Source organism: Denitrobaculum tricleocarpae (genome assembly GCF_007004665.1).
Classification (GTDB): domain Bacteria; phylum Pseudomonadota; class Alphaproteobacteria; order Kiloniellales; family Kiloniellaceae; genus Denitrobaculum; species Denitrobaculum tricleocarpae.
Genome location: NZ_ML660061.1, coordinates 118,802 through 143,386 on the forward strand (window position 1 = coordinate 118,802; position 24,585 = coordinate 143,386).

At 59.8% G+C, this 24,585-nt stretch carries 19 protein-coding genes; 8 read left to right on the plus strand and 11 right to left on the minus strand.

All coding sequences use genetic code 11. The features are described from left to right. The first annotated feature begins 40 nt into the window (after positions 1–40). From FKG95_RS24150 to FKG95_RS29770, 5 genes are all read left to right on the plus strand, one after another. Entirely contained in the window at positions 41–529 is a 489-nt protein-coding gene (locus FKG95_RS24150) for a MarR family winged helix-turn-helix transcriptional regulator (protein WP_218940350.1), read from the plus strand. A gap of 6 nt (positions 530–535) precedes the next feature. After that, on the plus strand, positions 536–1,252 hold the full coding sequence (locus FKG95_RS24155; protein ID WP_142899010.1) for a creatininase family protein: 717 nt from the start codon (positions 536–538) through the stop codon (positions 1,250–1,252). Continuing rightward, positions 1,252–2,289, plus strand: coding sequence for a ketopantoate reductase family protein (locus tag FKG95_RS24160; protein ID WP_142899011.1), 1,038 nt, complete (start codon positions 1,252–1,254; stop codon positions 2,287–2,289). Before FKG95_RS24155 ends, FKG95_RS24160 begins: the two co-directional genes overlap by 1 nt. Continuing rightward, a complete protein-coding gene (locus FKG95_RS24165; RefSeq protein WP_142899012.1) occupies positions 2,286–3,023 on the plus strand; it encodes an SDR family NAD(P)-dependent oxidoreductase in 738 nt (245 codons plus the stop codon). Before FKG95_RS24160 ends, FKG95_RS24165 begins: the two co-directional genes overlap by 4 nt. A gap of 383 nt (positions 3,024–3,406) precedes the next feature. Next, on the plus strand, positions 3,407–3,583 hold the full coding sequence (locus FKG95_RS29770) for a hypothetical protein (protein WP_179954261.1): 177 nt from the start codon (positions 3,407–3,409) through the stop codon (positions 3,581–3,583). Positions 3,584–3,670: 87 nt separating this feature from the next. On the opposite strand, the gene nqrM is transcribed toward FKG95_RS29770, so the two are convergent. The 8 genes from nqrM to FKG95_RS24205 form a co-directional block, all read right to left on the minus strand. Next, positions 3,671–3,871, minus strand: a complete 201-nt coding sequence (nqrM, locus tag FKG95_RS24170; protein WP_142899013.1) for a (Na+)-NQR maturation NqrM — start codon at positions 3,869–3,871, stop codon at positions 3,671–3,673. 28 nt (positions 3,872–3,899) lie between these two features. After that, on the minus strand, positions 3,900–5,126 hold the full coding sequence (gene nqrF, locus FKG95_RS24175; protein WP_142899014.1) for an NADH:ubiquinone reductase (Na(+)-transporting) subunit F: 1,227 nt from the start codon (positions 5,124–5,126) through the stop codon (positions 3,900–3,902). An 11-nt stretch (positions 5,127–5,137) separates the two neighbouring features. Beyond that, positions 5,138–5,746, minus strand: coding sequence for an NADH:ubiquinone reductase (Na(+)-transporting) subunit E (gene nqrE, locus FKG95_RS24180; RefSeq protein ID WP_142899015.1), 609 nt, complete (start codon positions 5,744–5,746; stop codon positions 5,138–5,140). Continuing rightward, positions 5,746–6,405, minus strand: coding sequence for an NADH:ubiquinone reductase (Na(+)-transporting) subunit D (locus FKG95_RS24185; protein ID WP_142899016.1), 660 nt, complete (start codon positions 6,403–6,405; stop codon positions 5,746–5,748). The genes nqrE and FKG95_RS24185 overlap by 1 nt, the downstream gene beginning before the upstream one ends. Continuing rightward, positions 6,398–7,216 (minus strand): Na(+)-translocating NADH-quinone reductase subunit C, encoded by an 819-nt coding sequence (locus tag FKG95_RS24190; RefSeq protein ID WP_142899017.1) that lies wholly within the window; start codon positions 7,214–7,216, stop codon positions 6,398–6,400. Before FKG95_RS24190 ends, FKG95_RS24185 begins: the two co-directional genes overlap by 8 nt. After that, positions 7,209–8,417 carry an NADH:ubiquinone reductase (Na(+)-transporting) subunit B gene (locus tag FKG95_RS24195; protein WP_142899018.1) on the minus strand — a complete coding sequence of 403 codons (1,209 nt, stop codon included), beginning with the start codon at positions 8,415–8,417 and terminating at the stop codon, positions 7,209–7,211. Before FKG95_RS24195 ends, FKG95_RS24190 begins: the two co-directional genes overlap by 8 nt. Before the next feature lie 2 nt (positions 8,418–8,419). After that, positions 8,420–9,838, minus strand: a complete 1,419-nt coding sequence (locus FKG95_RS24200; protein WP_142899019.1) for a Na(+)-translocating NADH-quinone reductase subunit A — start codon at positions 9,836–9,838, stop codon at positions 8,420–8,422. Between the two features lie 107 nt (positions 9,839–9,945). Beyond that, positions 9,946–10,476 carry a CBS domain-containing protein gene (locus tag FKG95_RS24205; protein ID WP_179954262.1) on the minus strand — a complete coding sequence of 177 codons (531 nt, stop codon included), beginning with the start codon at positions 10,474–10,476 and terminating at the stop codon, positions 9,946–9,948. Between the two features lie 292 nt (positions 10,477–10,768). Between FKG95_RS24205 and FKG95_RS24210 the strand changes: the two genes are divergently transcribed. Then, positions 10,769–11,818: an FAD:protein FMN transferase gene (locus FKG95_RS24210; protein WP_218940351.1), complete on the plus strand. Its 1,050-nt coding sequence runs from the start codon at positions 10,769–10,771 to the stop codon at positions 11,816–11,818. On the opposite strand, the gene FKG95_RS29775 is transcribed toward FKG95_RS24210, so the two are convergent. The 3 genes from FKG95_RS29775 to FKG95_RS24220 all read right to left on the minus strand — a co-directional run bounded on the left by FKG95_RS29775 (position 11,808) and on the right by FKG95_RS24220 (position 14,521). Beyond that, the gene (locus FKG95_RS29775) at positions 11,808–11,978 is read right to left on the minus strand and encodes a hypothetical protein (RefSeq protein WP_179954263.1); all 171 of its coding nucleotides are present in this window, start codon (positions 11,976–11,978) and stop codon (positions 11,808–11,810) included. The genes FKG95_RS24210 and FKG95_RS29775 overlap by 11 nt on opposite strands. Positions 11,979–12,133: 155 nt before the next feature. Beyond that, positions 12,134–13,699: a cation:proton antiporter family protein gene (locus tag FKG95_RS24215; protein WP_142899021.1), complete on the minus strand. Its 1,566-nt coding sequence runs from the start codon at positions 13,697–13,699 to the stop codon at positions 12,134–12,136. Between the two features lie 426 nt (positions 13,700–14,125). After that, positions 14,126–14,521 carry an HU family DNA-binding protein gene (locus FKG95_RS24220; protein WP_142899022.1) on the minus strand — a complete coding sequence of 132 codons (396 nt, stop codon included), beginning with the start codon at positions 14,519–14,521 and terminating at the stop codon, positions 14,126–14,128. A gap of 463 nt (positions 14,522–14,984) precedes the next feature. On the opposite strand from FKG95_RS24220, the gene FKG95_RS24225 reads away from it, so the two are divergent. Both FKG95_RS24225 and FKG95_RS24230 read left to right on the plus strand, forming a co-directional pair. Next, positions 14,985–22,769 carry a choice-of-anchor I family protein gene (locus FKG95_RS24225; protein WP_218940352.1) on the plus strand — a complete coding sequence of 2,595 codons (7,785 nt, stop codon included), beginning with the start codon at positions 14,985–14,987 and terminating at the stop codon, positions 22,767–22,769. Between the two features lie 85 nt (positions 22,770–22,854). Then, complete coding sequence (locus FKG95_RS24230) at positions 22,855–24,585, plus strand: type I secretion system permease/ATPase (protein ID WP_142899023.1); 1,731 nt, start codon at positions 22,855–22,857, stop codon at positions 24,583–24,585.

Sequence of the window (24,585 nt, forward strand, 5' to 3'; positions counted from 1 at the left end):
TTCACCGTCGCGGCCAGTGTGTGTGTCGGGCATGGATCTCATGACCGAAGCCAAGCTCTGGCGGAACCCTTGTCCCTTTTCCTTTCGGCTGAACTATCTGGCTCTCCGCTACAACAGTGCCTGCTATGACTGGGTTCAGAAAACCGAAGGCCTGAGCCGGATCGAATACATGGTCGTCTATTCCCTGGCGCTCTGCGAGGGCGGTCAGGCCCGTGACATTGCCCGCTCCTCCGGCTTCCCGAAAAACAGCCTGTCGCGCGCGATCGCGAAACTCGAAGAGTCCGGACTGATCACCCGGCGCCGCGGCACCGGCGACGGAAGGGGGCAGGCTTTGTTTTTGAGTGAAGAAGGCCGAGCGCTTTTCCGGCGAACCCTGCCGGCCTTCGAGCGGCGCGAGCAAGAGATGCTGACCGGTCTCAGCGACGATGAACAGCGGACTCTGTCTCATCTGCTTGCCAAGGTCGTGCTGAACTGCGCGCCGCTTTCGGATGAGTTTCCCAAAGACTTCAACCCCTCCGCGACGGAATAAGTAGCTATGATGATTTCGGACATGAACTGGATGGATGTCGAACGTCAGGTCGCGCGGGACACGCGCTGTGTCCTGCCGATCGGTTCGGTCGAACAGCACGCGCAGCTCTCCCTCTGCGTCGATGTCATCAATTCGGAGCGCGTGGCGCGTGAAGCAGCAGAACCGCTTGGTGTTCCCGTCTATCCGGTGATTCCCTACGGCATGACCCCGTATTTTACCGCCTATCCCGGCACGGTGACCTTGCGGATCGAGACCCTGATGGCCCTGATGCGCGACATTATTGCTTCCCTGCGCCGGACCGGCTTCAACCGTATTCTGATCGTCAATGGTCACGGTGGAAACTCCGCAGTCGGTGCGCTCGGTCAGGAACTGATGGCCGATTATGGTGATATTTCGATCCGGCTGCACAACTGGTGGAATGCGCCTTTGACAGCGGCCAAGACGAGAGAGATCCATCCTATCGGCACCCATGCCAACTGGATGGAGAACTTTCCCTGGACGCGCCTGGCGCATGCTCCGGCACCCGAGGGTGAAAAGCCGGCACCCGATATGGCCGCAATCCGTGCCGCGACACCTCAAAAGGCGCGGGAGATCCTGGGAGACGGCAACTTCGGCGGTCCCTGGCAGGTTGACGACGAGGCGGCGCTGGAGCTCTGGAAGACCGGCGTCGAAGAAACCCGCGCCGCAATCGAGGGGCCCTGGCCGGAGCTGGAGCGGAGCTGATGTCCCGCGATCCGGTCCTGATATGGGGCGCCGGCGCCATCGGCGGGATCCTCGGGGCCTACTGGGCGCGGGCCGGTGTTCCGGTGATGATGGCCGACATCGACGCCGACCATGCCGTTGCCTGTTCGACGGAAGGGGTGTTGATTGAAGGTCCGGTCGAGGGATTCCGCCAGATCGTAAACTGCGTTACGCCGGATGCTGTGGAGGGCCGCTATCGCTGTGTCGTGCTCGCGGTCAAGGCACAGGCAACGGAAGACGCCATGCGCATGCTGCTTCCTCATCTGGCGGAGGACGGTTTTGTCCTCTCCGCCCAAAACGGACTAAATGAGCGTTTGATTGCCGAGATGGCGGGGCGCGAGCGGGTCATGGGCGCCTTCGTGAACTACGGCAGTGACTGGCAGGCACCGGGCCGGATTCTCTTCGGCAACCGTGGTGCCGTTGTCGTCGGTGAAATCGATGGTGCGGTGAGGCCGCGTACCCGGGAGATGCACCGGCTGCTGCAGATTTTCGAGCCTGACGCGGTTCTGACGGAGGAGATCTGGAGTTATCTCTGGGGCAAACTGGGGTACGGCGCCATGCTGTTCGCGACGGCACTGACCCCTGATAGTATGTCAGCCAACTTTGCCGACCCGGCGCGCGTGCCCGCGTTGATCGCGCTGGGACGCGAGGTGATGGCCGTCGCCCGGGCCGAAGGCGTGAAGCCGCGCGGGTTCAACGGCTTCGATCCGAGTGCTTTTGCGCCTGGTGCGCCGGACCAGGCCGCCTGGCAGTCGATTGCGGCACTGGCCGATTTCACCTCCAAAACCGCCAAGACTCACTCGGGAATCTGGCGCGATCTGGCCGTTCGCCGTCGCCGGACGGAAGTCGATCCGCAGATCGGGGTGATCACTGAAATCGCCGCATCGCATGCAATCGAGGTACCGCTTCTGTCCCGGCTGGTTGCCCTGATCCACGATATCGAGGAGGGCCGCCGGCCCCAGTCAGCAGAAACCTTCGCCGAGCTCACGTCGGTTCTTTCCGCCGAGCAGGCCTCATGAGCGTTGCGCTGGTTTCGGGAATCTGCGGCGGCATCGGCGCGGCTATCGCCAGGCGGCTCGCAGAGGATGGTTTTCTGGTGGTTGTCACCGACCGGCCCGGCGAAGCCTTTGAGCGCGCCGCAACCGGACTCGGCTTCCCGGCTTTTGCCGCCGATCTGGGTGATAAAGCCGAGGTTATGCGGCTTGCGGAAAAGGTCGCGGCCGAGCAGGGAGCGCCGGAGGTTCTGGTCAATGCGGCGGGGGGCGTTTGCGGTCAGATCCGCCAGCCGGTCGACGAGGTGCCCGAGGAAGACTGGCGCAACGTCTTTGCCGCCAACATCGACAGCGCCTTCTTCCTGGCCCAGGCTCTGGTGCCGGAAATGCGCGCTTCAGGGAAAGGCAGGATCATCACCATCAGTTCGGGGGCGGGCTTGCGGCCCAGCCTGACGGGTATACAGGCTTACACCGCAGCCAAACATGCCCTGGTCGGCCTGACGCGTCAGCTGGCGCTTGAGCTTGGTCCACAGGGCATTACCGTCAATTCCGTCGCTCCGGGTTTCGTATTGTCCAACGAAGCCACCCGCCGGCAATGGGAGAGCTACGGTGATGAAGGCCAGAAAGCCCTGATCGAGCGCATTCATCTGCGCCGTCTGGGCAGGCCTGAAGACATCGCGAATGCGGTTTCCTTCCTGGCCGGGGACGAAGCTGCGTGGATCACGGGGCAGGTGCTTTGCGTGGATGGCGGACAGTCCTGAGCAACTGAAATCCGGAAAATGCTTAAACCCTTTGATACAAAAACGGCCCCACCCGTCCCGATAGAGTGAGGCTCCGACGCTGCGGTTTCGAACAAGACACAGACTTCGAAAGTCCAGGCCCATCCGCAGCTCGTTGGGGGGACCCTCTCTTCTTGAGCATCATATGAACCGGTGAGGCATTCTCGAATAAAACTCCGTCGCCGTGCTCAACCCCGTTGCCCTGCTCGACCCCGTTGCCCTGCTCGACCCCCTTGCCCTGCTCGACAAGGGGTGGTAATTGCGCCTAAAGCTTGTCGGCGGGCTTTCGGGCGTTTCAATCGCGTTTCGTCTGATAGTCTTGATGCCAGTCAAGCCCGCGAACTGATAAAGAAGGCAAAGAGCGAATGGAACAGGGCCGCTATCTCTACATTCTTGTTCTTGCGGTTTTCGTGATAGCAGGTCGTAAGTTCCTTGATGCCTGGCGCGATGAGGCGCCGGGCGGGACCACGCGACGCGTCCTTTTTGGCGGCCTTTGCCTTGCCTGCTTTCTCATCGTAGCGTTTTTCGAAATTCAGCTTTAGGGCAGATCGCGGCTGAATAGAATCGCGTCAGTTCTGCCTATATCCAGGCGATTCCGCGCGCGCGGCTTGAAATAAAAGCGGCCTGTTTCAGACCTTTTTTCCGCAATCGCTCTGGGCCGCGTCGCTGACATCCCGTCCGCAGAGGTCGCAACGGTCCACGCCATCGATGGCGCTGAGACCACCACAGCTTCCGGCAATTCGGCGGCCCGACAGAATGACACCGACCGCCATCCCGGCGACCACCAGCAGCAACACAACGAAAGCAGCGGCAATAGTCTCTAAAAGCATTGTCTGCAACCCTTTCCCGGCGTCTCGTCTAGCCGCCGAAGTCGTCGAGCATAATGTCCTCACGCTCGACCCCAAGGTCAAGCAGCATGTTGATCACCGAGATATTCATGATGGGCGGTCCGCAGAGGTAGTACTCGCAGTCTTCCGGAGCCGGGTGATCTTTCAGATAGTTTTCAAACAGCACGTTGTGGATGAAACCGGTATCGCCGTCCCAGTCGTCGTTTGGTTGAGGATCCGAGAGCGCCACGTGCCACTCGAAGTTTTCGTGTTCCGCCTGCAGTTTGTCGAAATCCTCGACAAAGAACATCTCGCGGCGGCTGCGCGCGCCGTACCAGAAGGTGATTTTCCGCTCGGTGTCGATCCGCATCAACTGGTCGAAGATATGCGAGCGCATCGGCGCCATGCCGGCGCCGCCGCCGATGAAGACCATTTCCTTTTTCGTGTCGCGCGCAAAGAAGTCACCGAACGGACCGGAGATGGTCACCTCGTCGCCCGGCTTCAGATTGAAGACGTAGGACGACATGAGACCGGGCGGAACGGATTTAGGGTCGGCGTGAGGCGGCGGTGTGGCGATGCGCACGTTGAGCATGATCACGCCCTTCTCCTCCGGGTAGTTGGCCATGGAGTAGGCGCGCATCACCTCCTCCTGGTTGTCGACCTTGAGGTCCCAGAGGTGAAACTTGTCCCAATCCTCGCGATACTCCTCTTCGACATCGAATTGCTTAAAGTCGAGCTTGTAGGGCGGGCATTCGATCTGAATGTAGCCACCAGCGCGGAAGTCCACGTTCTCGCCTTCGGGAAGCTCCAGCACGAGACATTTGATAAAGGTTGCCACATTGTCGTTGGAGCGCACGCGGCAGCGCCACTTCTTGACGCCGAAGACCTCGTCCGGAATCCGGATTTTCATCGGCTGTTTCACCGAGACCTGGCAGGACAGCCGGTCTCCCTCGCGTGCTTCGCGCTTGGTGATATGGGACAGCTCGGTGGGCAGGATCGATCCGCCGCCTTCGTCGATCTTGACCCGGCACTGCGCGCAGGTGCCGCCGCCGCCGCAGGCTGAGGCCACGAAGAGGTTCTCGGCCGCCAGGGCACCCAGGAGCTTGCCGCCGGCCGGCACGTGGATCGTGCGTTCGTCGTTGATCAGGATCTCGACCTCGCCGCTGGCCACCAGCTTCGAGCGGGCGAAGAGGATAACCGCGACCAGCGCCAGGATAACGGCTGTGAAGAGGGTGACACCGAAAATGAAGTTTTCCATGGCTGGGTCCGTCAGAGCTGAACGCCGGAGAAGGACATGAAGGCCAGAGACATCAGGCCTGCTGTCATGAAAGAGATTCCCAGGCCCTGCAGGCCCGGAGGCACGTCGCTGTACTTGAGCTTCTCGCGCAGGCCGGCCAGCGCGACGATGGCCAGCGCCCAGCCGACTCCCGAGCCGAAGCCGTAGACCACGCTCTCACCGAAATCGTAGTTCCGCTCCACCATAAAGAGGGAGCCGCCCAGGATCGCGCAGTTCACTGTAATCAGCGGCAGAAAGATGCCAAGTGCGTTGTAGAGCGCCGGAAAGAAACGATCGAGTGTCATCTCGAGGATCTGCACCATGGCGGCGATCACACCGATGTAGCTGATCAGGCCGACAAAGCTCAGATCGGTCCCGGTCACACCAAGCCAGCTCAAGGCGTCCTGCTGCAGAAAGTACGTGAAAATCAGGTTGTTGGCGGGAACCGTAATCGATTGGACGACGACCACGGCGATTCCCAGGCCGAAAGCGGTTTCGATCTTCTTTGAAACCGCCAGGAAGGTGCACATCCCGAGAAAGAACGAGAGGGCCAGGTTTTCGACAAAGATGACTTTGACGAAGAGGCTGAGATAGGCTTCCATCAGGCGTGTTCCTTGACCTGCACGTCCATGATCTGGAAGGAGATCTTCTCCCGCTGCTGGCTTTTAACCGTGCGCAGAACCCAGATAAAACAGCCGATGATGAAGAACGCGCTCGGCGGCAGCAGGAGCAGCCCGTTGGGCTCGTACCAGCCGCCGTTCTTGACCAGAGGCAGGATTTCCAGGCCGAGCAATGTGCCGGCGCCGAAAAGCTCGCGGATCACGGCGACGCCAATCAGGATCACGCTGTAGCCAAGCCCGTTCCCGATCCCGTCCAGGAAGCTCGCCATCGGCGGGTTCTGCATGGCATAGGCCTCGGCGCGGCCCATGACGATGCAGTTGGTGATGATCAGGCCGACGAAAACGGAGAGGGTTTTGGAGATCTCATAGGCATAGGCCTTGAGGATCTGGTCCACCACGATCACCAGCGAGGCGATGATCACCATCTGCACGATAATGCGGATGCTCCCTGGGACCTGGTGACGGATCAGGCTGATCGAAAGGTTCGAAAAGGCGCAGACGCTGGTGAGCGCGATGCACATGATCAGCGAGACTTCGAGCGAGGAGGTCACCGCCAGCGCTGAGCAGATACCGAGGGTTTGCAGGATGATCGGATTGTTTTCGATCAACGGGTCTGTCACCAGTTTCCGGGTTTCAGCCATTGTCGCCCAACTCCTCTTGCAGATTGTTCAAAAAGGGGCCGAAGCCGTTTTCATCTGCCCAAAACCGTACGAGGTTGCTGACCCCACGGGAGGTCAGGGTCGCACCTGCCAGGCCGTCCACCTGATGAATGCCGTCCGGCCCGCTGGCCGCGGCGCCCTTGACCACCTCGATGCGCAGGGTCCCGTCGTCGTCGAACAGCTGCTTGCCCGGCCATTGACCTCGCCAGGAAGGATTATCGACCTCGCCGCCCAGTCCGGGCGTTTCCGCATGCTCGTAAAATTGCAGCCCGATGACTTCGCGGCCATCGGGTTTGACCGCGAGATAGCCATAGAGTGTCGACCAGAGCCCATAGCCGTGGACCGGCAGGATGACCGTGTTGACGCTGCCTTCGCCATCTTTGACCAGATAGACCTTTGCGTAATGGGCCTTCCGGCGTATCGACGCGATATCCTGATCGGAGGAAAGCGCGACGCTCATCGCGGGGTCACGCGCCGCATCCCGCTGAACGTAATCCTCGTAATCAACGGCGTCGGTGAAAGAGCCTGTGCGGAGGTCGACGATGCGCGGCTCAACCTGTTTGAAGAGCTCATCGATATCGGCGTCCGGGCGCATCAGCCCCGAGACCTCGAGGATGTTCCGGCGAACCTCTTCGCGTTTGTTGGCTTCCTGCAGATCGCGCAGGCCCACGGCTGTCGCCGAGACGACAACGGAACAGACTAAACAAAGCACCACCGCCACGCCCACGATTTTCCATGGGTTATCGTTCGGTACGGCGAGGATTCTCTGTATCCAGGATGGCTGCTCAGCCATGTCGCCTCCGCCTGCGTTGGATGTTGGCCTTAACCACTACATAGTCAATCAGCGGCGCAAATACATTGCCGAAAAGAATGGCCAGCATCATGCCTTCCGGGAAGGCCGGGTTGACCACACGGATCAGCACGCACATCACGCCAATCAAGGCACCGTACCACCAGCGACCGGCATTTGTCATGGCTGCGGAGACCGGTTCGGTGACCATGTAGACGAGGCCGAAAGCGTAGCCGCCAACAACGAGATGCCAGTACCAGGGCATAGCAAAGGCCGGGTTGGTATCACTGCCGATCAGGTTGAACAGCGTGCTCATCGCCACCGTACCAAGCACGCAGCCGGCGATCAGCCGGACGTTCGCTATTCGGGTGTAGACGAGAAAGATGCCGCCGATCAAACATGCGAGAGCCGAGGTTTCTCCCAGTGAACCCTGCATAAAGCCGAAGAAAGCGTCCCACCAGTCGAGCCCGATGCTCCCCAGCGCGCCGTGACCTTGCGAGGCGACGACACTCAGCGAAGTTGCGCCGCTGAAGCCGTCAACCGGGACCCATACGGCGTCGCCGGACATTTGCGCAGGGTAGGCGAAGTACAGAAAAGCACGGCCCGTAAGTGCCGGGTTGAGAATGTTCTTGCCGGTGCCGCCGAAGATTTCCTTGCCGATTATGACGCCGAAAATGATGCCCAGGGCGACCTGCCAGAGCGGCGTGGACGCGGGCAGGATCAACACGTAGAGCATCGAGGAGACGAAGAAGCCTTCGTTGACTTCGTGACCTCGAATGACCGCGAAGGCCACTTCACAAAGACCGCCGGCGGCCAGCGTCACTACGTAGATCGGGAAAAAGTAGAGGAAGCCGTGGACGAAGCAGGCAAAGAGGTTGTCTGGTGAATAGCCGATCCCAAGAATATCCAGTATCCAGCCGCGCCAGCCGCCGGCCGTCTCCAAGCCCAGTTGAGCGAGGGCGCTATTGGCCTGGTATCCCGTATTCCACATACCCCAGAGAATACAGGGGATGGTGGCGAGGACCACGTAGGTCATGGTCCGCTTGAGGTCGAGGCTGACGCGTGCGTGAGGGGCGGCCTGAGTGACCGTTCTCGGGGAATAAAGAAGCGTATCGACCATCTCGTAGACGGCATAATACTTTTCGTACCTGCCGCCCTTGAGAAACTGCGGCTCGATCGAATCAAGCCATTGCCGCAGACCCATAACTAACCTTCCGCTTCAATCTTCTTAAGGTTTGCGCGCAACGCCATACCATACTCATATTTGCTCAGACAAACATAAGAGCAGAGTGCGAGGTCTTCCTCGTCGAGTTCAAGGCAGCCGAGCGCTTGCGCGTCCTCCGTATCCAAAATGAGCAGAGCACGCAGCAGCTGGGTCGGAAGAATGTCGAGCGGTATCACGTCTTCATAAAGTCCGATCGGGACCATCGCCCTCGGACTACCGTTCAAGCTGGTATTGAACGGAAAGCGAATTCCGCGGCCAAAGAGGCTCGAAAAATGGACGTTTGCCGTCGAGAACTTCCGCATACTGGGAATCAGCCAGCCGAAGAGTTCCCGTTTGCGGCCTTCTTCCATCAGCGTGATTTGATGGTGAAAGCGGCCCAGATAGGCGAACGGCCCGTCCGCTGTACGGCCCGTCAGGACGTTTCCGGCAATCACCCTGACTTCAGTGTCCGCTGTCTCGCCTTCAACCAGCGTCGCGGTCGAGGCGCCGACCCGGCTGCGGATGAGCCGAGGTCGTTTGGCCGCCGGGCCGGCGAGCGATATCACACGTTCGGTCGGCAAATGACCTGTGCGGAAAAGGGCACCGATCGCCATGACATCCTGATAGTTGGCATGCCATACGGTTTTTTCGGCGTGCACGGGCTCGAGCAGGTGGATATGGGTGCCCACGAGACCTGCCGGGTGCGGACCTTCAAAAGTCGCCCGTACGACATTCTCGCCCCCAACCGGCGGGATCTCCGCGTCTGGACGATGACAGAGATAAGTTGTTCCGTCGGTGAGTTTGGCCAGCAGGCGCACGCCGTTGCGGAAATCCCCCGGCGCCTCGCCAATGACCGTTGCGGCGTCCGGCGCGAGCGGGCTCGAATCCATCGCAGTGATGAAGATGGCCGCCGGAGCCGATTCGGGATCTGGAACTCTGGAGTAGGGCCGTGTTCGCAGGGTCGTCCAAAGACCGGAGGTCAAAAGATTGTCCTTGATCCGGTCCCGGTCGAGATTCGGGATCTCCTCCGCTTTGTAACTGGCGAAAGAGATCGGCTCGTCCTGCTCGTCGATATCGATGACCACCGATTCCAGGACGCGCCGGGCGCCACGGTTGATCGCCCGGACCCGTCCGCCGGCAGGCGCTGTATAGACAACGCCTTCAAACCGCCTGTCTGCGAACAACACCTGACCGCGGTGAACCGTATCGCCCTCTGCGACCATCATCTTGGGCTTGAGTTCATGGTAATCCGTGCCAACCACGGCGCAGCTGGTGATGGCCGGCCCGTCTTCTATTTTTTGCTCCGGCGATCCGTCGATCGGCAGATCGAGGCCCTTCTTGAGCTGAAAGGCAAGGATTTCCCCACCGGATTCGCCCGGGCTGATCCCCCGGGTCGGTTGTGCTGTTTGTGGCTCAAGCATTTGGCCTCGTTACTCTCACTCGCGTCGCAGCCCCGCTCAATGCGGCGATATTCCATCCTTATAATACGAGTGGCTGGGAGGCGCAAAGCCGTTCCGCAGTTCCATGCTCATCCAACGATGGCCTGCTTCATTTTCAGGTTCTCGTACTCTATTTCCAGCATGCGGTGCCGGACCGCGTCGCCGATGGAGACCAGTCCGCACAACCTGCCCGCATCGACAACAGGCAGATGCCTGAAACGGCCATCGGTCATGCGTTTCATGACGTCTTCCAAGTTATCGGCGGGTGTGCAGGTCTTGGGATCGGCTGTCATGATCTCCTGAACCTGACTGTCGAAGACTTCCAGACCCGTTGTATCAAGGGTGCGGACCACGTCGCGTTCGGAAATGATCCCGACGGGCTTGTTGTCGCCGTCCACGACGACAAGCGCCCCGACCCGCCGGCGATTGAGCTCCGCAACGACCTCTTTGACTGTCATTTCAGGCGGCACTGTGAAAATCTCGCCGCCCTTATCGGCAAGGATAGCGGCCACGGTCAGGCTCGGCAGTCCCGCCCCCACGCTCGCTTCGGCGGTCTGCGAATGAGTTCGCTCGTGCTTTTCGTCTTCGGCCATCGGGCTTTTGTAAGAAATCGGCGCCATTGATCTCATCCTCTTCCGGCAGCTAGGCGCTGCCTGTTGGGCCAGCCGTCGATCTTGCGGCCAGCCGGGACACTGAATGAGAGAATACAGCCTAAAACCGCTTGATGGGTAGACCCATTAAGGCTTTTACGGTCATTTTTCAAAGCCTGGCATCCTTCCTACCCGCCTTCGCGTTGGAGGATCACATCACTATTTCGCCAAAAACCATCAAACCAGAGGCCACGACAAACTAGACAAGGCCGAGACGGATTGAGATAAACAACCGTGACTGTTCGATTGAGGATTCGGGACAATGGCTCATAGTCTCTCCAGACGAAAATTTATCGGCCATGCGCAAGGCATGGTTCTCGCTACGCCATTCTTAAGCCTGATGGGCTGCAGCGACGCGTCCCAGGATTTGGTCACGCTCGATGGCAAGACGATGGGAACCACCTACAGCGTTAAACTCGCCGGCACCCCGCGGGGCATCGACGAGAGGGCACTCGCGCAAGACATCGAGGAGACTCTGGAGAGCGTCAATCTGCAGATGTCCACCTACCGGCCGGATTCAGAGCTTTCACGCTTCAACGCGGCCGACGAGGGCGCTTGGGTGTCGACCTCTGCGGATACGCGCTTCGTCATTGACGCGGCCCTGCGGGTCAGCCGGCTGACCGCTGGAGCCTTTGACCCCACCGTCGGCCCGATTGTCGAGCTTTGGGGCTTTGGCGCAGGCCACGACGATCCGCAGTTACCGTCACCGGAAGATGCCGCAGCCGCCCGGGAGGTCGTCGGTTTCTCCAAGGTCGAGACGCGATCGGGCGATTCAGCCGTTGCCAAGCAAACCCGGGGAGTGAATCTGGACCTTTCCGGCATTGCGAAGGGCTTTGGTGTCGACAAGGTTGCCGAATACCTTGAGCGGGAGGGAGTGGAGAACTATCTCGTCGAGGTTGGCGGCGAGCTGCGCAGCAAAGGTGTCGGCCCCGGCGGAAAGCCCTGGCGCGTTGGAATCGAGCGGCCGAGCGGGGTTCCAGGTGATCTGCAGCAGGTTATCGAGCTTAAAGGAGAAGCTCTTGCGACCTCCGGCAATTACCGGATCTTCTTCGAGCAGGATGGCCGGCGCTATTCGCACATCATTGATCCGCGCACCGGCCGTCCGGTGGAGCACAGTCTTGCTTCCGCGACGGTTGTCGCACCGACGACTATGGAAGCCGATGCGCTCTCGACCTCGCTCCTGGTGCTTGGGCCCGATGCAGGCATGAAGCTGGCGGTTGAGCAGGATATTGCAGCCTTCTTCATCACCGGCAACGGCGAGAGCCTCTCCGAGACATCCTCACCAGCGTTTGCCCGCCGCTTCAAGTCTTGAGGCCGAGGCTGAGGGCTGTGCCTTTCGCCCCGGAGCGGACGATGGGCCGCTGAGCCATTTGCTCGATGTCGAGCCCTGCGCTCCATGTAACCTGCGCCCGATAGATACGGGCGATGGAGGGGTCTTTTTGAATCAGGTTTGATACACCGGTGTATGGCATGGGCTTATCCGGTGCGATCTAGAGCAGATCCGGTTTAGATGGAATCGCCTTGGGCGATCCGTCGTACCGGTGAATCTGCTCTACCTATAAGATGTAGAGCGGGTTCACATGTTTTAGCGAAAACACAGAGTGTTTCCGTTAAAACATCACGCGCTCTAGTCGCGAAGAGGCACATCCATCGCGTCGACGGCGTATGCCGCCAAACTGCGGCCAGCCTCATGCATGGTGAGGTAGGTTTGGTCCGCGCCTGCCTCCCTTATCCGTTTGACATGATCGGCGTAGAGGGCATGACTGATAATCGGCCCGGAGAAGCCCCGGGCGCGCAGTGTCCGCACTGAGATCAATTTCGCTTCAATATCGTCCATTGCCAGGATTGCAGCTTCAATGCGATGCAGCTGGACGCCGCTCCAGAAACTGCTGTCTTCGGCATCCGCGAAGATTACGTTTCGTCCCGCGTCGGCATGCGCCTTGGCTTTGTAGGGGTCAGCGTCGAGTCCCACGGGCAGTTTGCCGGCCTTGCTCAGAGATTCATAAGCCGCTGAGCCTGTCCGCCCCATGCCGAAGACGATCACATTGCTGTCGCCAAGGTCTTTTGGCTGTTCGTCGGGCCGGCGTGTCTTGAGCTCAAAACGCTGGAGCTGATTCTCAAAGCGTTCGAACAGCGGATGGGCGATCCGGTTCAAGGGAGCGGCGATGAGGAAAGACAAAGAAACGGCTATCGCCAAAGGCACGATAAATGGTTCTGCCGCCGGAATGCCGGCGGCGACGATCAGGCCGAATTCGCTGTAGGCCGTCAGGGACAGGGCGGCCAGAAAAGACGTTCTCGCACGCAGACGGAAAGCAAGCATGAGAAAGAAGAAGAGGACACCTTTCAGCGGCAGCAGGACCCCGAGAACCAGGGCGAAGACGATAGCATTCCAATCCGGCAATCCGGACATCCCGATCGAGAGGAAAAACCCGACCAGGAATACTTCTTTCAGGGACCAAAGGGACTCTGAAAGCTCCTTGGCGCGCGTGTGAGTCGATAAAAGCAGGCCCATGACCAGAGCGCCAATCTCACCCTTGAGACCGATCAACTCGAAGCCGACACCGCCGATGACGAGGCTCAGCAAGAGTCCGGTGAGAACCAGCACCTCGTCGTGACCGACGGAATCCAGGATTTTAAAGAGCACCGGCCGCAACAGCGGCATGGCGAAGATGAGCAGTGCCCAGGGCCCTGGAAGCTTGCCTGCGAAAATTGCCAGAACGACCAGGGCAATGATATCCTGGACAATCAGGATTCCGATCGCGGTGCGTCCGTGGAAGTTGCCAAGTTCTCGCTTGGCCTCAAGCATCTTCGCCGAGAGGACCGTGGAGGAAAAACCAAGGGCAATGGCGACGAGCAGCGCAACCGTCCAGTCATCGACGAAAAACAGCCGGGTGATGGGCGTGAAGAGGACGATGGACAGCCCGAAGTGAATAAGAGCACCACCGACGACCGGTGGTTCTGCGATTTGCCCCAGCTTCAGCTTCAGGCCAATCGTGAACAGAAGCATCAGTACGCCCAGATTGGCGAGGTAGTCCAGGATCGGCCCGGTCGTCGCAGGCATCCCAAACTCTGGGCCGACAGCATTGACAAAAAAGCCGGCAGCCAGAAAACCGACAAGCGGCGGCAAACCCACTTGCCGCGCCGCGAGCCCAAAGATGAAGGCTGAACCGATCGCAAAGACTTCGAATACCATGCCGATCTCTATCCGCTCGCGGGCTTTCCGGCCAAAAGCCCGGCTTCACATGAGTGCGGTGGCAACACCGCGGGAAATACCGCAGGAGTTTACCTGAGCTTCAGCGCATTGACAGCTGAACTTACGTCAAACGTGAGATGGTCCCCCGGTTTTGTTACGCCGCCGTCGTACAACGTCAGCACGTCACGGCAATCCAAATGGCCGTGGCAGTTCAATCGGCCGACAGGGACAGTGTTTGGCTCACATCGTTAGAGCAGACTCACCGAGACGCGGGGTCGTTGTGAGCGAGCCCATTTCACTTGGAGCTGCTCCAAGACACAAGTCACGCTTACATAACACGTGGCGCAAGACGTCAGGCAGGTCTTAGTCCGAGGCGGTGTTTGCTGTCACCCTCGAGATCTCGTTAGACGACAGCGATGGCCGCTATCACACGGCGCCCTTCAAGGTCTGTCCTGCCTTAAAGCGGACCGACTTCGAAGCCTTGATCTTGATGGCGTCACCTGTTCTCGGATTGATGCCTTTACGCGCCGCCCGTTTCGCGACGGAGAAGCTGCCGAACCCAACCAGTTGAACCTTCTGGTTCTTTTTCAGTGACGTCGTGATCGTTCCGATGAGATCTCCCAGGGTCTCTCTGGCCGCCGCGGCTGAACAACCGGTGCCGCCTTGAATAACTTCGATCAGATGCTGACGGTCGCTGGTGCCCTCAGGTGTTGCCTTGTAACGGCGTGCCGCTGGTTTCTTTGCGGCTTGGGCAGTCTTGGGAGCAGCTTTTTTCGGGGCAGCTTTTTTTGCTGTGGCTTTCTTCACAGGTTTCTTGGCCATTGGAAATTTCTCCTCAGAATTCTGTAGCTTACGAACAGAAGTACGCTGCGAATCCGGAAAAGGTCAAATCCCGCGCAGTTTTGTCACGGCAGCACCTTTGGGAAGAAGCACCAGGACACATCGTGACGAAGCCGTCATTCATCTCTGCCCATGGGCGCATGGGGATCGCTGCGCGGTGACTACGGTTCAGTTTGTGCGGCAGAATTACGCAGTGTCCGGGAGCGCCGGATTCATCCTGCATCGGTCAAGAATCAGACTTGGAACTCATAGGCTGGTTCCTCTTTGCCTCCCTTCAAATTGCGTCACATAACCAAAATCTTTCCGAAAACTCTCTGTCACATGGCTGCTCTAGAGATGGTCTTGCAAAGGAATCATTAACCCTGTTTGCGGCGCAGCAAGCGGCGTTTGCAGTGGGGGCGTGCAATGCGTGCCCCGCGACGATTAATCTCTAAGGGGACTCACTATGCCACCGGTCATCAATGAATTTGTTTTCAATCATACTGGAAGCGACACCAACGAGTTTGTCGAAGTTTTGGGCGATCCACTCGCCGACCTTTCAAGTTTCTGGATCCTGCAAATCGAGGGTGATTCGAACGCCACAACCGGTTCGATCGTGAGTGCGACACAGCTCGGGACGACCAACGATGAAGGCTACGCCACGACGGGTTTCGTCAACGGCCTCTTCCAAAATGGATCTTCGACGCTCCTTCTGGTCGAGAATTTCACCGGCGCCGTCGGCGATGATATCGATGCCTCGGGCGACGGTGTCATCGACAACGCACCCTGGAGCAATCTCGTCGATTCGGTCGCGGTCAACGATGGCGGCGCGGGGGACTTGAGTTATTCAGACACTGTCCTGACGGCGGGCTTTGACGGCGGACAGTTCACGCCGGGCGGGGCATCACGCATTCCCGACGGCACTGACACGGACACGACTGCAGACTGGGTGCGCAACGACTTCGATCTCGCCGGGATCGACGGCTTTCCCGGATCGCTCGTGGAGGGCGAGGCAGTCAATACGCCGGGCGCCGAAAACACCACCGAGCTCGATCAAGGCGGCGGTGATGCCGCTTTTATGTCCATCTTCGAGATTCAGGGTGCGGGTCACCGCTCGTCGGTCGAGGGCGAATTCGTCAAGACATCCGGTGTGGTCACCGCCATCGACAGTGGTGGATTCTACATTCAGGACCTGATCGGCGACGGCGACATCGCGACCTCTGATGCGATCTTCGTTGCCGGAAACCCTGCCGAAGTTTCGATCGGTGACGGCGTTCTGGTCACCGGTTCCGTTATCGAATTTCAAGGCAACAACCGGCCCAATGATCTGACCGTCACACAGATCGTTGCGGCTGAGGTCTCCGTCGAAGTCGATAACCTTGATCTGCCCGATGCGGTGGTGCTGGGCGAAGGTGGCCGCCTGCCGCCAACGGAAGTTGTCGAGGACGACGCCTTCGGTTCCTTTGATCCGGAAACCGACGGCATCGATTTTTATGAGAGCCTGGAAGGCATGCGGGTCACCATCCCGGACGCACAGGCAACTTCGGCGACCAACCGCTTCGGTGAAGCCTGGGCCGTGGCCAACCAGGGCGACAATGCGACCGGTATCAATGACCGGGGCGGCATTCAGCTGACCGAAGGGGACAACAATCCCGAGAAGATGCAGATCCAGCTCGACAGCGGCATTCTGCCCGACTTCTCGCCTGCTGTGAACGTGGGCGACGACCTGGGCGACGTCACCGGTGTGGTCGATTACAGCTTCGGCAACTTCGAACTGAAGCCGACCGAAGAGTTTACGGTCACGCCCGGCGGTCTGGAGCGCGAAGAGACCGGGCTGGTGGCGACCGACGACCAGCTGACCATCGCCAGCTACAACGTCCTGAACCTCGATCCCGACGCGACCGACGGCAGCGACGATGTGGGTAATGGACAGTTCGACCGCCTGGCTCAGCAGATCGTCAACAACCTGAAGAGTCCCGACGTCATCGCGCTGCAGGAAATCCAGGACAACAACGGCACCAACACCGGTGGGGATTTCTCTGCCGACGTAACGCTCCAGCTGCTGGTCGACGCCATCGTGGCAGCGGGCGGGCCGCAGTACGAGTTCGTCGATGTCGATCCGGAGTTCGAAAACCAGCAGGGCGGTCAGCCGGGCGGCAACATCCGCAACGCCTATCTCTACAATCCCGAGCGGACGTCGCTGGTCGAAGATTCGCTGACGGCCCTGACCCCGGCAGTCCTCACCGAAGCCGGTGTTTCCGATCCGGACGCCTTCAACGGATCGCGCATTCCGCTGCTTGCCCAGTGGGAGTTCAACGGTCACACGGTCACGACCATCAACAACCATCTTTCGTCGAAGTTCGGCTCGACGCCTGTTTACGGCGACACGCAGCCCTTCATCGATGCAGGCCTGGAAGAGCGCAAGGCGCAGTCCCTGGCGATTAACGAGTTCGTATCAGGTGAGCTCGCTGAAGATGCCGACGCCAAGATCGTTGTGCTGGGCGACCACAACGACTTCGAATTCGCCGAGCCGCAGGCGATCATGGAATCCGGCAACGACGACACACAGGAACTCTTTGACCAGATCAACACGATCGATCCGCTAGACGGACGCTATACCTTCAACTTCGAGGGTAACTCCCAGGTCCTCGACCATCTCCTGGTGACCGAGAGCCTGACCGACAAGACCGAATTCGACATCGTGCATGTAAACAGCGATTTCGGCGATACAGGCAGCAGCAACCCTGACGTTGTCAACGGCGCGGCCAGCGACCACGAGCCGATCATCGCCCGCCTGACCCTTGAGCCGGTTGTCGACATTCCACCCGCCCCACAGCCGACCAACGAAATCGTCCTGGAAAAAATCGGCGGTTTCGAGGGCGACGGCGCCGAAATCCTGGCCCATGATCCGGCCTCTCAACGCCTCTTCGTCACCAACGGCAGCGATGACTCGGTCGACGTGCTGGATATCTCCGACCCGAGCGAACCTGAGAAGATCGCAACCCTGGATCTTCCGGATGGCGTTGCCGTCGATGATATTACCTCGGTGGCCGCAAGCCAGGGTGTAATCGCCGTGGCCGCACCTTCCGACACGCCGGAAAACGATGGTCAGGTCTTCTTCTTCACCAATGCAGGCTTCTTCCTGGGCAGTGTCGAGGTCGGCAACCTTCCGGACGCCATTACCTTCACCCCGGACGGCAGCAAGCTCTTGGTGGCCAACGAAGGCGAGCCGCTCGACGATTCCGATCCGGACGGTTCAGTCAGCATCATCGATCTTTCCGGCGGTTTTGTCGGGCTGGACGAGAAGGTCCAGGAACTCGACTTCACGATCTTCAACGGCCGCGAGGAAGAGTTTAAAGCCAAAGGGATCCGCATCCCCGACGGCGCCACCGTCGCGCAGGCTCTGGAGCCGGAAAACATCGCGGTCTCCCCAAATGGCAAGATCGCAATGGTCACCCTGCAGGAAGCCAATGCGCTGGCCCTGCTGGATCTGGAAGCGGGTGTGGTCAAGGATATCATTCCGCTCGGTTACAAGGACCACTCGAAGGGCCAGCCGGTGCTGACCAACATCGATCTGACCGACTCCTTGCCGACCCTTGGTGTTACCGAAGCCGGGCAGGAGATCAAGTTGGGTGGTCTCTCCGGTCTCGACTACGCCGGGACGACCGACGACGGGAAGCTGGTCTTCTACACCGTGCCCGACCGGGGCCCGAACCCGGACAGCCAGGACGTCGATGGCGACGGCGGCAACGAGCGCCCCTTCGCACTGCCTGACTATCAGGCCCGCGTCCACAAGATCGAGGTCGATCCGGAGACCGGTGAAGCTGAATTCACCGACACGATCATGCTGCGTCGTTTCGACAAGTTCGGACAGGAGCAGCCGATCAGCGGCCTGCCGAACGCCGAAGGCCTGGATGAAGAGCCGGTGGACGCCAACGGCGATCCACTGCCCTACGACCCCTTCGGCGCCGATCTGGAAGGCGTGGTTGCGGACTCCGAAGGTAATTTCTGGATGGTCGACGAGTACCGTCCCGCGATCTACAAGTTCAACTCCGAGGGCATCCTGCTGAACCGCTTCATTCCGGAGGGCACGGCGGAAGCCTTCGGCGGCGTGCCGGCCGATACCTTTGGCCTGGAGACTCTGCCCGAAGAATATCTAAGCCGGCGCCCCAACCGCGGCTTCGAGGCCATGGCCCTGGATGAAGAGGGCGGTGTTCTCTACGCCTTTATCCAGACCCCGCTGGCCAACCCTGACCGGGCGACCAGCGATGCCTCCAGCATCATCCGTATTCTGGGGATCGATGTGGCCACCGGTGAGCCGGTTGCCGAACACGTCTATGTTCTCGAAGACCCGGCTTTTGACACCGGATCCGAGAACGTCGACAAGATCGGCGATGCGGTTTACGCCGAAGACGGCAAGATCTTCGTGATCGAGCGGGACTCCTCGACTGAAGAGAACGCCAAGAAGCCGATCTTCGAGATCGACCTGAGCAACGCCACCAATCTGCTGGCCGACGATGCGCCGGAACTTCCCGAGGGCCGGACACTCGAGAGTCTCTCGGTTGATGAACTGATCGATCTGGGCATCGATCCGGTGGACAAAATGAAGGTCCTGAACCTGCCTTCGATCGGCTACAACGCTGGGGATAAGCCCGAAGGCCTGACCCTGCTGCCCGATGGCCGTCTTGCGGTCATCAACGACAACGACTTCTCGCTGACCGGTGATCTGAACACCGAGACGGGCGAAGTCGGTATCACACCGGAGACACTGCCGGTCATACTCGGCCTGATCGACTTCAGCGACAGCAACCGTCTGGATGCCAGTGATCGGGACGGCGGGATCAACCTGCAGAACTATCCGATCTTCGGCATGTACCAGCCTGACGGCATTGCAGCCTACGAAACCGACGGCAAAACCTACTTCGTGACTGCCAATGAAGGTGATGCCCGGGACGAGGATGTACGCCTGAAAGACCTGGTGCTCGATCCCGAGGCCTTCCCGAACGCAGCCGAACTGCAGCAGGACGAGGTTCTGGGACGTCTGGAAGTGTCCGCCATCGATGGGGATACAGACGGCGATGGCGACATCGATCAGATCTTCGTCTTCGGCGGCCGATCCTTCTCGATCTGGGATGACCGGGGCAATCTGGTCTTTGACTCCGGCGACGATTTCGAACGGATCATCGCGGAACAGCGGCCTGATCTCTTTAACTCCCAGGGTGAAGCCGACAGCTTCGATAGTCGCTCCGACAACAAAGGGCCAGAGCCCGAAGGAATCGCCATCGGCGAGATCGAGGGTGAGACCTTTGCCTTCATCGGCCTGGAGCGGGCCGGCGGTGTCATGGTCTACAAGGTCTCGGATCCGAAGAACCCCGAGTTCGTGCAGTACATCAACACGGCCAACGAAGACGGCACGGCAACAGATATCTCGCCAGAGGGCCTGGTCTTCATCTCCGCCGAGGACAGCCCGAACGGCAAGCCGATGCTGGCAGTAGCGCACGAAGAGAGCGGTACGACTGCCCTTTATGAAATCGACGTGCCTCCGAAAGAGCCTGCCTTCACCCTGCAGATCCTGCATGCGTCGGATCTCGAGGGCGGTGTCGACGCCATCGAGTCGGCGCCGAATTTCGCGGCGATTGCCGACTTGCTCGAGGATACGCACGAGAACAGCATCACGCTTTCCGCCGGTGATAACTATCTGCCGGGTCCGTTCCTGAACGCGGCGAGTGATCGCTCCTTCCGGGATGACGGTATCTTCAACGATGTCTACAACGAGCTCTTCGGGCTGACCGGCAACGATGTCTATGCCGGACTGCGCGAGGGCGGCGGACGGGTGGATGTTTCGATCATGAATGTGATCGGATTTGACGCTTCCGCAATCGGTAACCATGAATTCGATCTGGGGTCCGACGCCTTCGAGAACATCATCGAAGAGGACTTCCGGGGTGACGGTCTTGGGGACGACCGTTGGGTCGGTGCCCAGTTCCCGTATCTTTCCGCAAACCTCGACTTTTCCGGAGATGCTGATCTGGGCAATCTCTTCACCGATCAGATCCTGGTCAGCGACGCCTTCAAGTCGGGTCCGGAACAGTCTGCGGCCGGTAACGGCAGTATTCCGAAGATTGCTCCCGCCACCATCATCGAGGAAGGCGGCGAGAAGATCGGTGTGATCGGGGCAACGACCCAGGTCCTGGAATCGCTTTCCTCGCCGAGCGGCACGGAAGTGATCGGTCCGAAGGAAAACAACATGCCGGCCCTGGCGGAGGTCCTTCAGCCAATCATCGATCAGATGGTCGCGGACGGGATCAACAAGATTATCCTGGTCAGCCACCTTCAGCAGATTTCCCTGGAGCAGGAACTGGCAACGCTTCTGCGGGGGATCGACGTCATCATCGCCGGTGGCTCGGACACTCTGCTGGCGGATGAAGAGGATATCGAACGCGGTCTCCAGGACGGTGACACGGCTGCGGGAGACTATCCCTTCACGACAACCAACGCAGACGGCGATCCGGTTGTCGTGGTCTCAACGGCAGGCGAGTACTCCTACGTCGGACGCCTGGTTGTCGACTTCGACGAGGACGGCGTGCTGATCCTCGACGAAGATGGTGACGCGACGGATGAGGATGTCTCCGGGGTCTTTGCCACCACCGACGAGCAGGTCGAGGCCCTCTACGGTGACCAGGATGCCTTTGCCGAGGGCAGCAAGGGTGATCTGGTCAAGGACCTGGTCGATGTGGTCTCGGGCGTCGTTGAAGAGCAGGACGGCAACATCTTCGGTAAGAGCGACGTCTTCCTGGACGGCCGTCGGACGGAGGTCAGAACCGAAGAGACGAACTTCGGCAATCTGACCGCCGATGCCAACCTTGCCGCCGCCAAGGCCTTCGACGACACGGTCGAGGTCTCGATCAAGAACGGCGGCGGTATCCGGGCACCGATCGGTGAGGTCGACTCGGAAGGCAACTTCCTGCCACCGCAGGCCAACCCGGACGCAGGCAAGGAAGCGGGTGAGATCTCCCAGCTCGATATCGCCAACTCTCTGCGCTTCAACAACGGTCTGACGGCTCTGACCCTGACGTCCGAACAGTTGCTCCAGGTGCTTGAACATGCCGTGGCAGCGACGGCAGAGGGGGCGACTCCGGGTCAGTTCGGTCAGTTCGGCGGTATCGCTTTCAGCTTCGATCCCAGCCAGCCCGCAGGCGGACGTATCGTCTCGGCGGCCCTGACAGACGAGGATGGAAATCCGACGGAAGCGCTGGTCGAAAACGGCGAGGTCGTGGATGCGGGCCGAAACGTCCGGGTCGTGACCCTGAGCTTCCTTGTCGATGGCGGCGACAACTATCCCTTCCAGGATTTCGTCAATGCCGATCCGACCTTCGCGAACCGGGTCGATCTGGCCGATGCCGGTCTCGAAGAGGGCGATGCCAACTTCGCGGCGGCTGGAACCGAGCAGGATGCTCTTGCCGAGTATCTTCTGGACAATTTCTCCGAAACTGCGTTCGGCGATGAAGAAACGGCACCGGAAGAAGATACCCGGGTCCAGAATCTGGCCGTTCGCGACGACACGGTGCTTGAAGGCATCGAAGACGGAACGGACCCGGACGGCGAGACCGGAGAAGACGGCGAGCCCGGCAGTGTCATCGAGAGCGAAATCGACTCTGACTCCAATATGGAAACCGATGGCACGAACTTGCCGGATGCCCTCTTTGGCTTGTGGGGCGACGACAATCTACGCGGCCACGGCGGTGACGATATCATCACAGGCAGCAACGGAGACGACCGTCTGAAAGGCGGTGACGGCGATGACCGGCTTTATGGCCAGAATGACGACGACCGGCTCTACGGCGGCGATGGTGACGATGAACTCGACGGTGGCAACGGTAACGACATCCTCAAGGGCGGTGACGGTGAGGACGAACTCCTCGGCGGTGACGGCAACGATATTCTCCAGGGCGGTGAAGGCGCCGACGTTCTTGAAGGCGGGCGCGGAAACGACCTGCTGCTGGGCGGTGCCGACGAAGATCTCTTCGTCTTCAACGCCGGTGATGGCCGGGATGTGATCCGGGACTTCGAACCGGGTATCGACAGCATCACGCTCGACGGCTTTGACGCTGCGTTGGTCGAAACGGCCGTCGAAAACGCAGTCGAGGCCGGTGACGCGCTGATCATTACGCTTGACGAAGCCTCTGGCGACGTTCTCGTTCTGGAGGACATCAAGAAGGATGACCTCTCGGAAGGCGACATTGTCATCTGAGCGTAACCAAACTGCAGTATGACTCGGAAGGAGGCGGAAGTGTCCGCCTCCTTCCGCCTTTTCAACTTCAGCAAAAAAGCAGGCAATGTTGGGTTCATCCGATCGCACGGCATTAAAGGCGGCGCTTTCCGAATCGCGGTCGATTTTTGCCGCTGCGGGTTTTTTCAGTCTTTTTATCAATCTCCTGATGCTCGTCGGTCCGCTCTATATGCTGCAGATCTATGATCGGGTCCTGACCTCGGGCAGCGTCCCGACGCTGGTGTATCTGTCGGTTGCGGCGGTCGGCCTGATCCTGGTGAGTGCGATCCTTGAATTTCTGCGCAGCCGGATTCTGGTACGTCTGAACGGCGGGCTTGAACAGCGCCTGACCGAGTCGCTTTTCAGCGGGATCTTCAAGACTCCCCTCGAAGAACAAAACAACTCGACACAGCCGCTCAGGGACATGGAGACTGTCCGCAGTTTTCTGACCGGCCCCGGCCTTATCACCTTTTTCGACGCGCCCTGGGCGCCGATCTTTCTGGTTTTGATCTTTGCTCTGCATCCCATTCTGGGGCTCATTTCTCTCACCGGTGCTGTCCTGCTGTTCGGCTTGGCGATTGCCAGCGAGGTTTTTACCCGCAACCTGCTGGTCAAGGCGTCCCAGAACAGTGGCGCGGCGATGTCTTTCGCCGATAATGCGATCCGTAACCGCGAAGTGATCGAAGCCCTCGGCATGCTCCAGGGGCTGCAGCGGCGATGGTATCAGCGCTATGCAAGTGGCCAGGCCTCCCAGGCACGGGCGAGTGACCGCTCCGGCTTACTCACCGCCTGCGCCAAGTTCATCCGGCCGCTGCTCCAGGTCGCGATGCTGGGGGCTGGCGCGGTTCTGGTGCTCAATCTCGAAATCACGGCCGGTGGCATGATCGCCAGTTCCATCATTATGGGCCGGGCGCTGGCACCGGTTCAGGGCGCGATCAACTCCTGGCGGAACTTCGTTCTCGCGCGCGCGGCACACCGCCGGCTGGCCGAATTTTTTGCCGCCACCGAGACCGCTGAAACCCAGTCCTCACTGCCGAAACCTCTCGGCGCGGTGTCGGTCGAACGCGTTGTTGCACCGGCGCCCGGCGGCACGGTTCCCGTAATCAAAGGCCTGTCCTTTTCCGTCGCTCCCGGAGAATGCGTTGGCATTATCGGGCCAAGCGCCGCGGGTAAATCGACGCTCTCGCGGCTTTTGGTCGGGGTCTGGAAACCAACCAGCGGGCAGGTGCGCCTGGACGGCGCGGATATCGCCAAGTGGAACCACCTTGAACTCGGCCCGCACCTGGGATACCTGCCGCAGGATGTGGAGCTTTTCGAGGGATCCGTGGCGGAAAACATCTCCCGTTTCGACGATGGCGAGCCTCAGGCCGTGATCGAGGCGGCTAAAAAAGCCGGTGTTCACGAACTGATCCTGCAGCTGGAAAAGGGTTACGACACCAATATCGGCCCCGGTGGCCGGGTACTTTCCGGCGGACAACGGCAACGCATTGGTCTAGCGCGTGCGCTCTATGGTGAACCCAGCCTGGTGGTTCTGGACGAGCCCAATTCAAATCTGGATGCGGAGGGCGAAGAGGCCTTGCGGCGGGCCTTGATCGGTTTGAAGGAGCGGGGGGCAACCTCCATCGTCATTGCCCACCGGCCCTCAGTGCTCTCCGTGGTCGAAAAGCTGTTGGTGCTCAAGGATGGTATGATCGAGCACTTCGGGCCAAAGGAAGAGGTGCTGCCCAAGGTCACGCGCTCGGTGGCCAACAATAGTCCGAAGCCCGGCCAGGCCGTCGCTGTAGGAGCACAGGGGTAA

Bases quoted from the DNA above. Each gene is read 5' to 3' on its own strand.
- FKG95_RS24150 (WP_218940350.1), top strand. From the start codon at position 41: ATGACCGAAGCCAAGCTCTGGCGGAACCCTTGTCCCTTTTCCTTTCGG.
- FKG95_RS24155 (WP_142899010.1), top strand. From the start codon at position 536: ATGATGATTTCGGACATGAACTGGATGGATGTCGAACGTCAGGTCGCG.
- FKG95_RS24160 (WP_142899011.1), top strand. From the start codon at position 1,252: ATGTCCCGCGATCCGGTCCTGATATGGGGCGCCGGCGCCATCGGCGGG.
- FKG95_RS24165 (WP_142899012.1), top strand. From the start codon at position 2,286: ATGAGCGTTGCGCTGGTTTCGGGAATCTGCGGCGGCATCGGCGCGGCT.
- FKG95_RS29770 (WP_179954261.1), top strand. From the start codon at position 3,407: ATGGAACAGGGCCGCTATCTCTACATTCTTGTTCTTGCGGTTTTCGTG.
- nqrM (WP_142899013.1), bottom strand. From the start codon at position 3,871: ATGCTTTTAGAGACTATTGCCGCTGCTTTCGTTGTGTTGCTGCTGGTG.
- nqrF (WP_142899014.1), bottom strand. From the start codon at position 5,126: ATGGAAAACTTCATTTTCGGTGTCACCCTCTTCACAGCCGTTATCCTG.
- nqrE (WP_142899015.1), bottom strand. From the start codon at position 5,746: ATGGAAGCCTATCTCAGCCTCTTCGTCAAAGTCATCTTTGTCGAAAAC.
- FKG95_RS24185 (WP_142899016.1), bottom strand. From the start codon at position 6,405: ATGGCTGAAACCCGGAAACTGGTGACAGACCCGTTGATCGAAAACAAT.
- FKG95_RS24190 (WP_142899017.1), bottom strand. From the start codon at position 7,216: ATGGCTGAGCAGCCATCCTGGATACAGAGAATCCTCGCCGTACCGAAC.
- FKG95_RS24195 (WP_142899018.1), bottom strand. From the start codon at position 8,417: ATGGGTCTGCGGCAATGGCTTGATTCGATCGAGCCGCAGTTTCTCAAG.
- FKG95_RS24200 (WP_142899019.1), bottom strand. From the start codon at position 9,838: ATGCTTGAGCCACAAACAGCACAACCGACCCGGGGGATCAGCCCGGGC.
- FKG95_RS24205 (WP_179954262.1), bottom strand. From the start codon at position 10,476: ATGGCGCCGATTTCTTACAAAAGCCCGATGGCCGAAGACGAAAAGCAC.
- FKG95_RS24210 (WP_218940351.1), top strand. From the start codon at position 10,769: ATGGCTCATAGTCTCTCCAGACGAAAATTTATCGGCCATGCGCAAGGC.
- FKG95_RS29775 (WP_179954263.1), bottom strand. From the start codon at position 11,978: ATGCCATACACCGGTGTATCAAACCTGATTCAAAAAGACCCCTCCATC.
- FKG95_RS24215 (WP_142899021.1), bottom strand. From the start codon at position 13,699: ATGGTATTCGAAGTCTTTGCGATCGGTTCAGCCTTCATCTTTGGGCTC.
- FKG95_RS24220 (WP_142899022.1), bottom strand. From the start codon at position 14,521: ATGGCCAAGAAACCTGTGAAGAAAGCCACAGCAAAAAAAGCTGCCCCG.
- FKG95_RS24225 (WP_218940352.1), top strand. From the start codon at position 14,985: ATGCCACCGGTCATCAATGAATTTGTTTTCAATCATACTGGAAGCGAC.
- FKG95_RS24230 (WP_142899023.1), top strand. From the start codon at position 22,855: ATGTTGGGTTCATCCGATCGCACGGCATTAAAGGCGGCGCTTTCCGAA.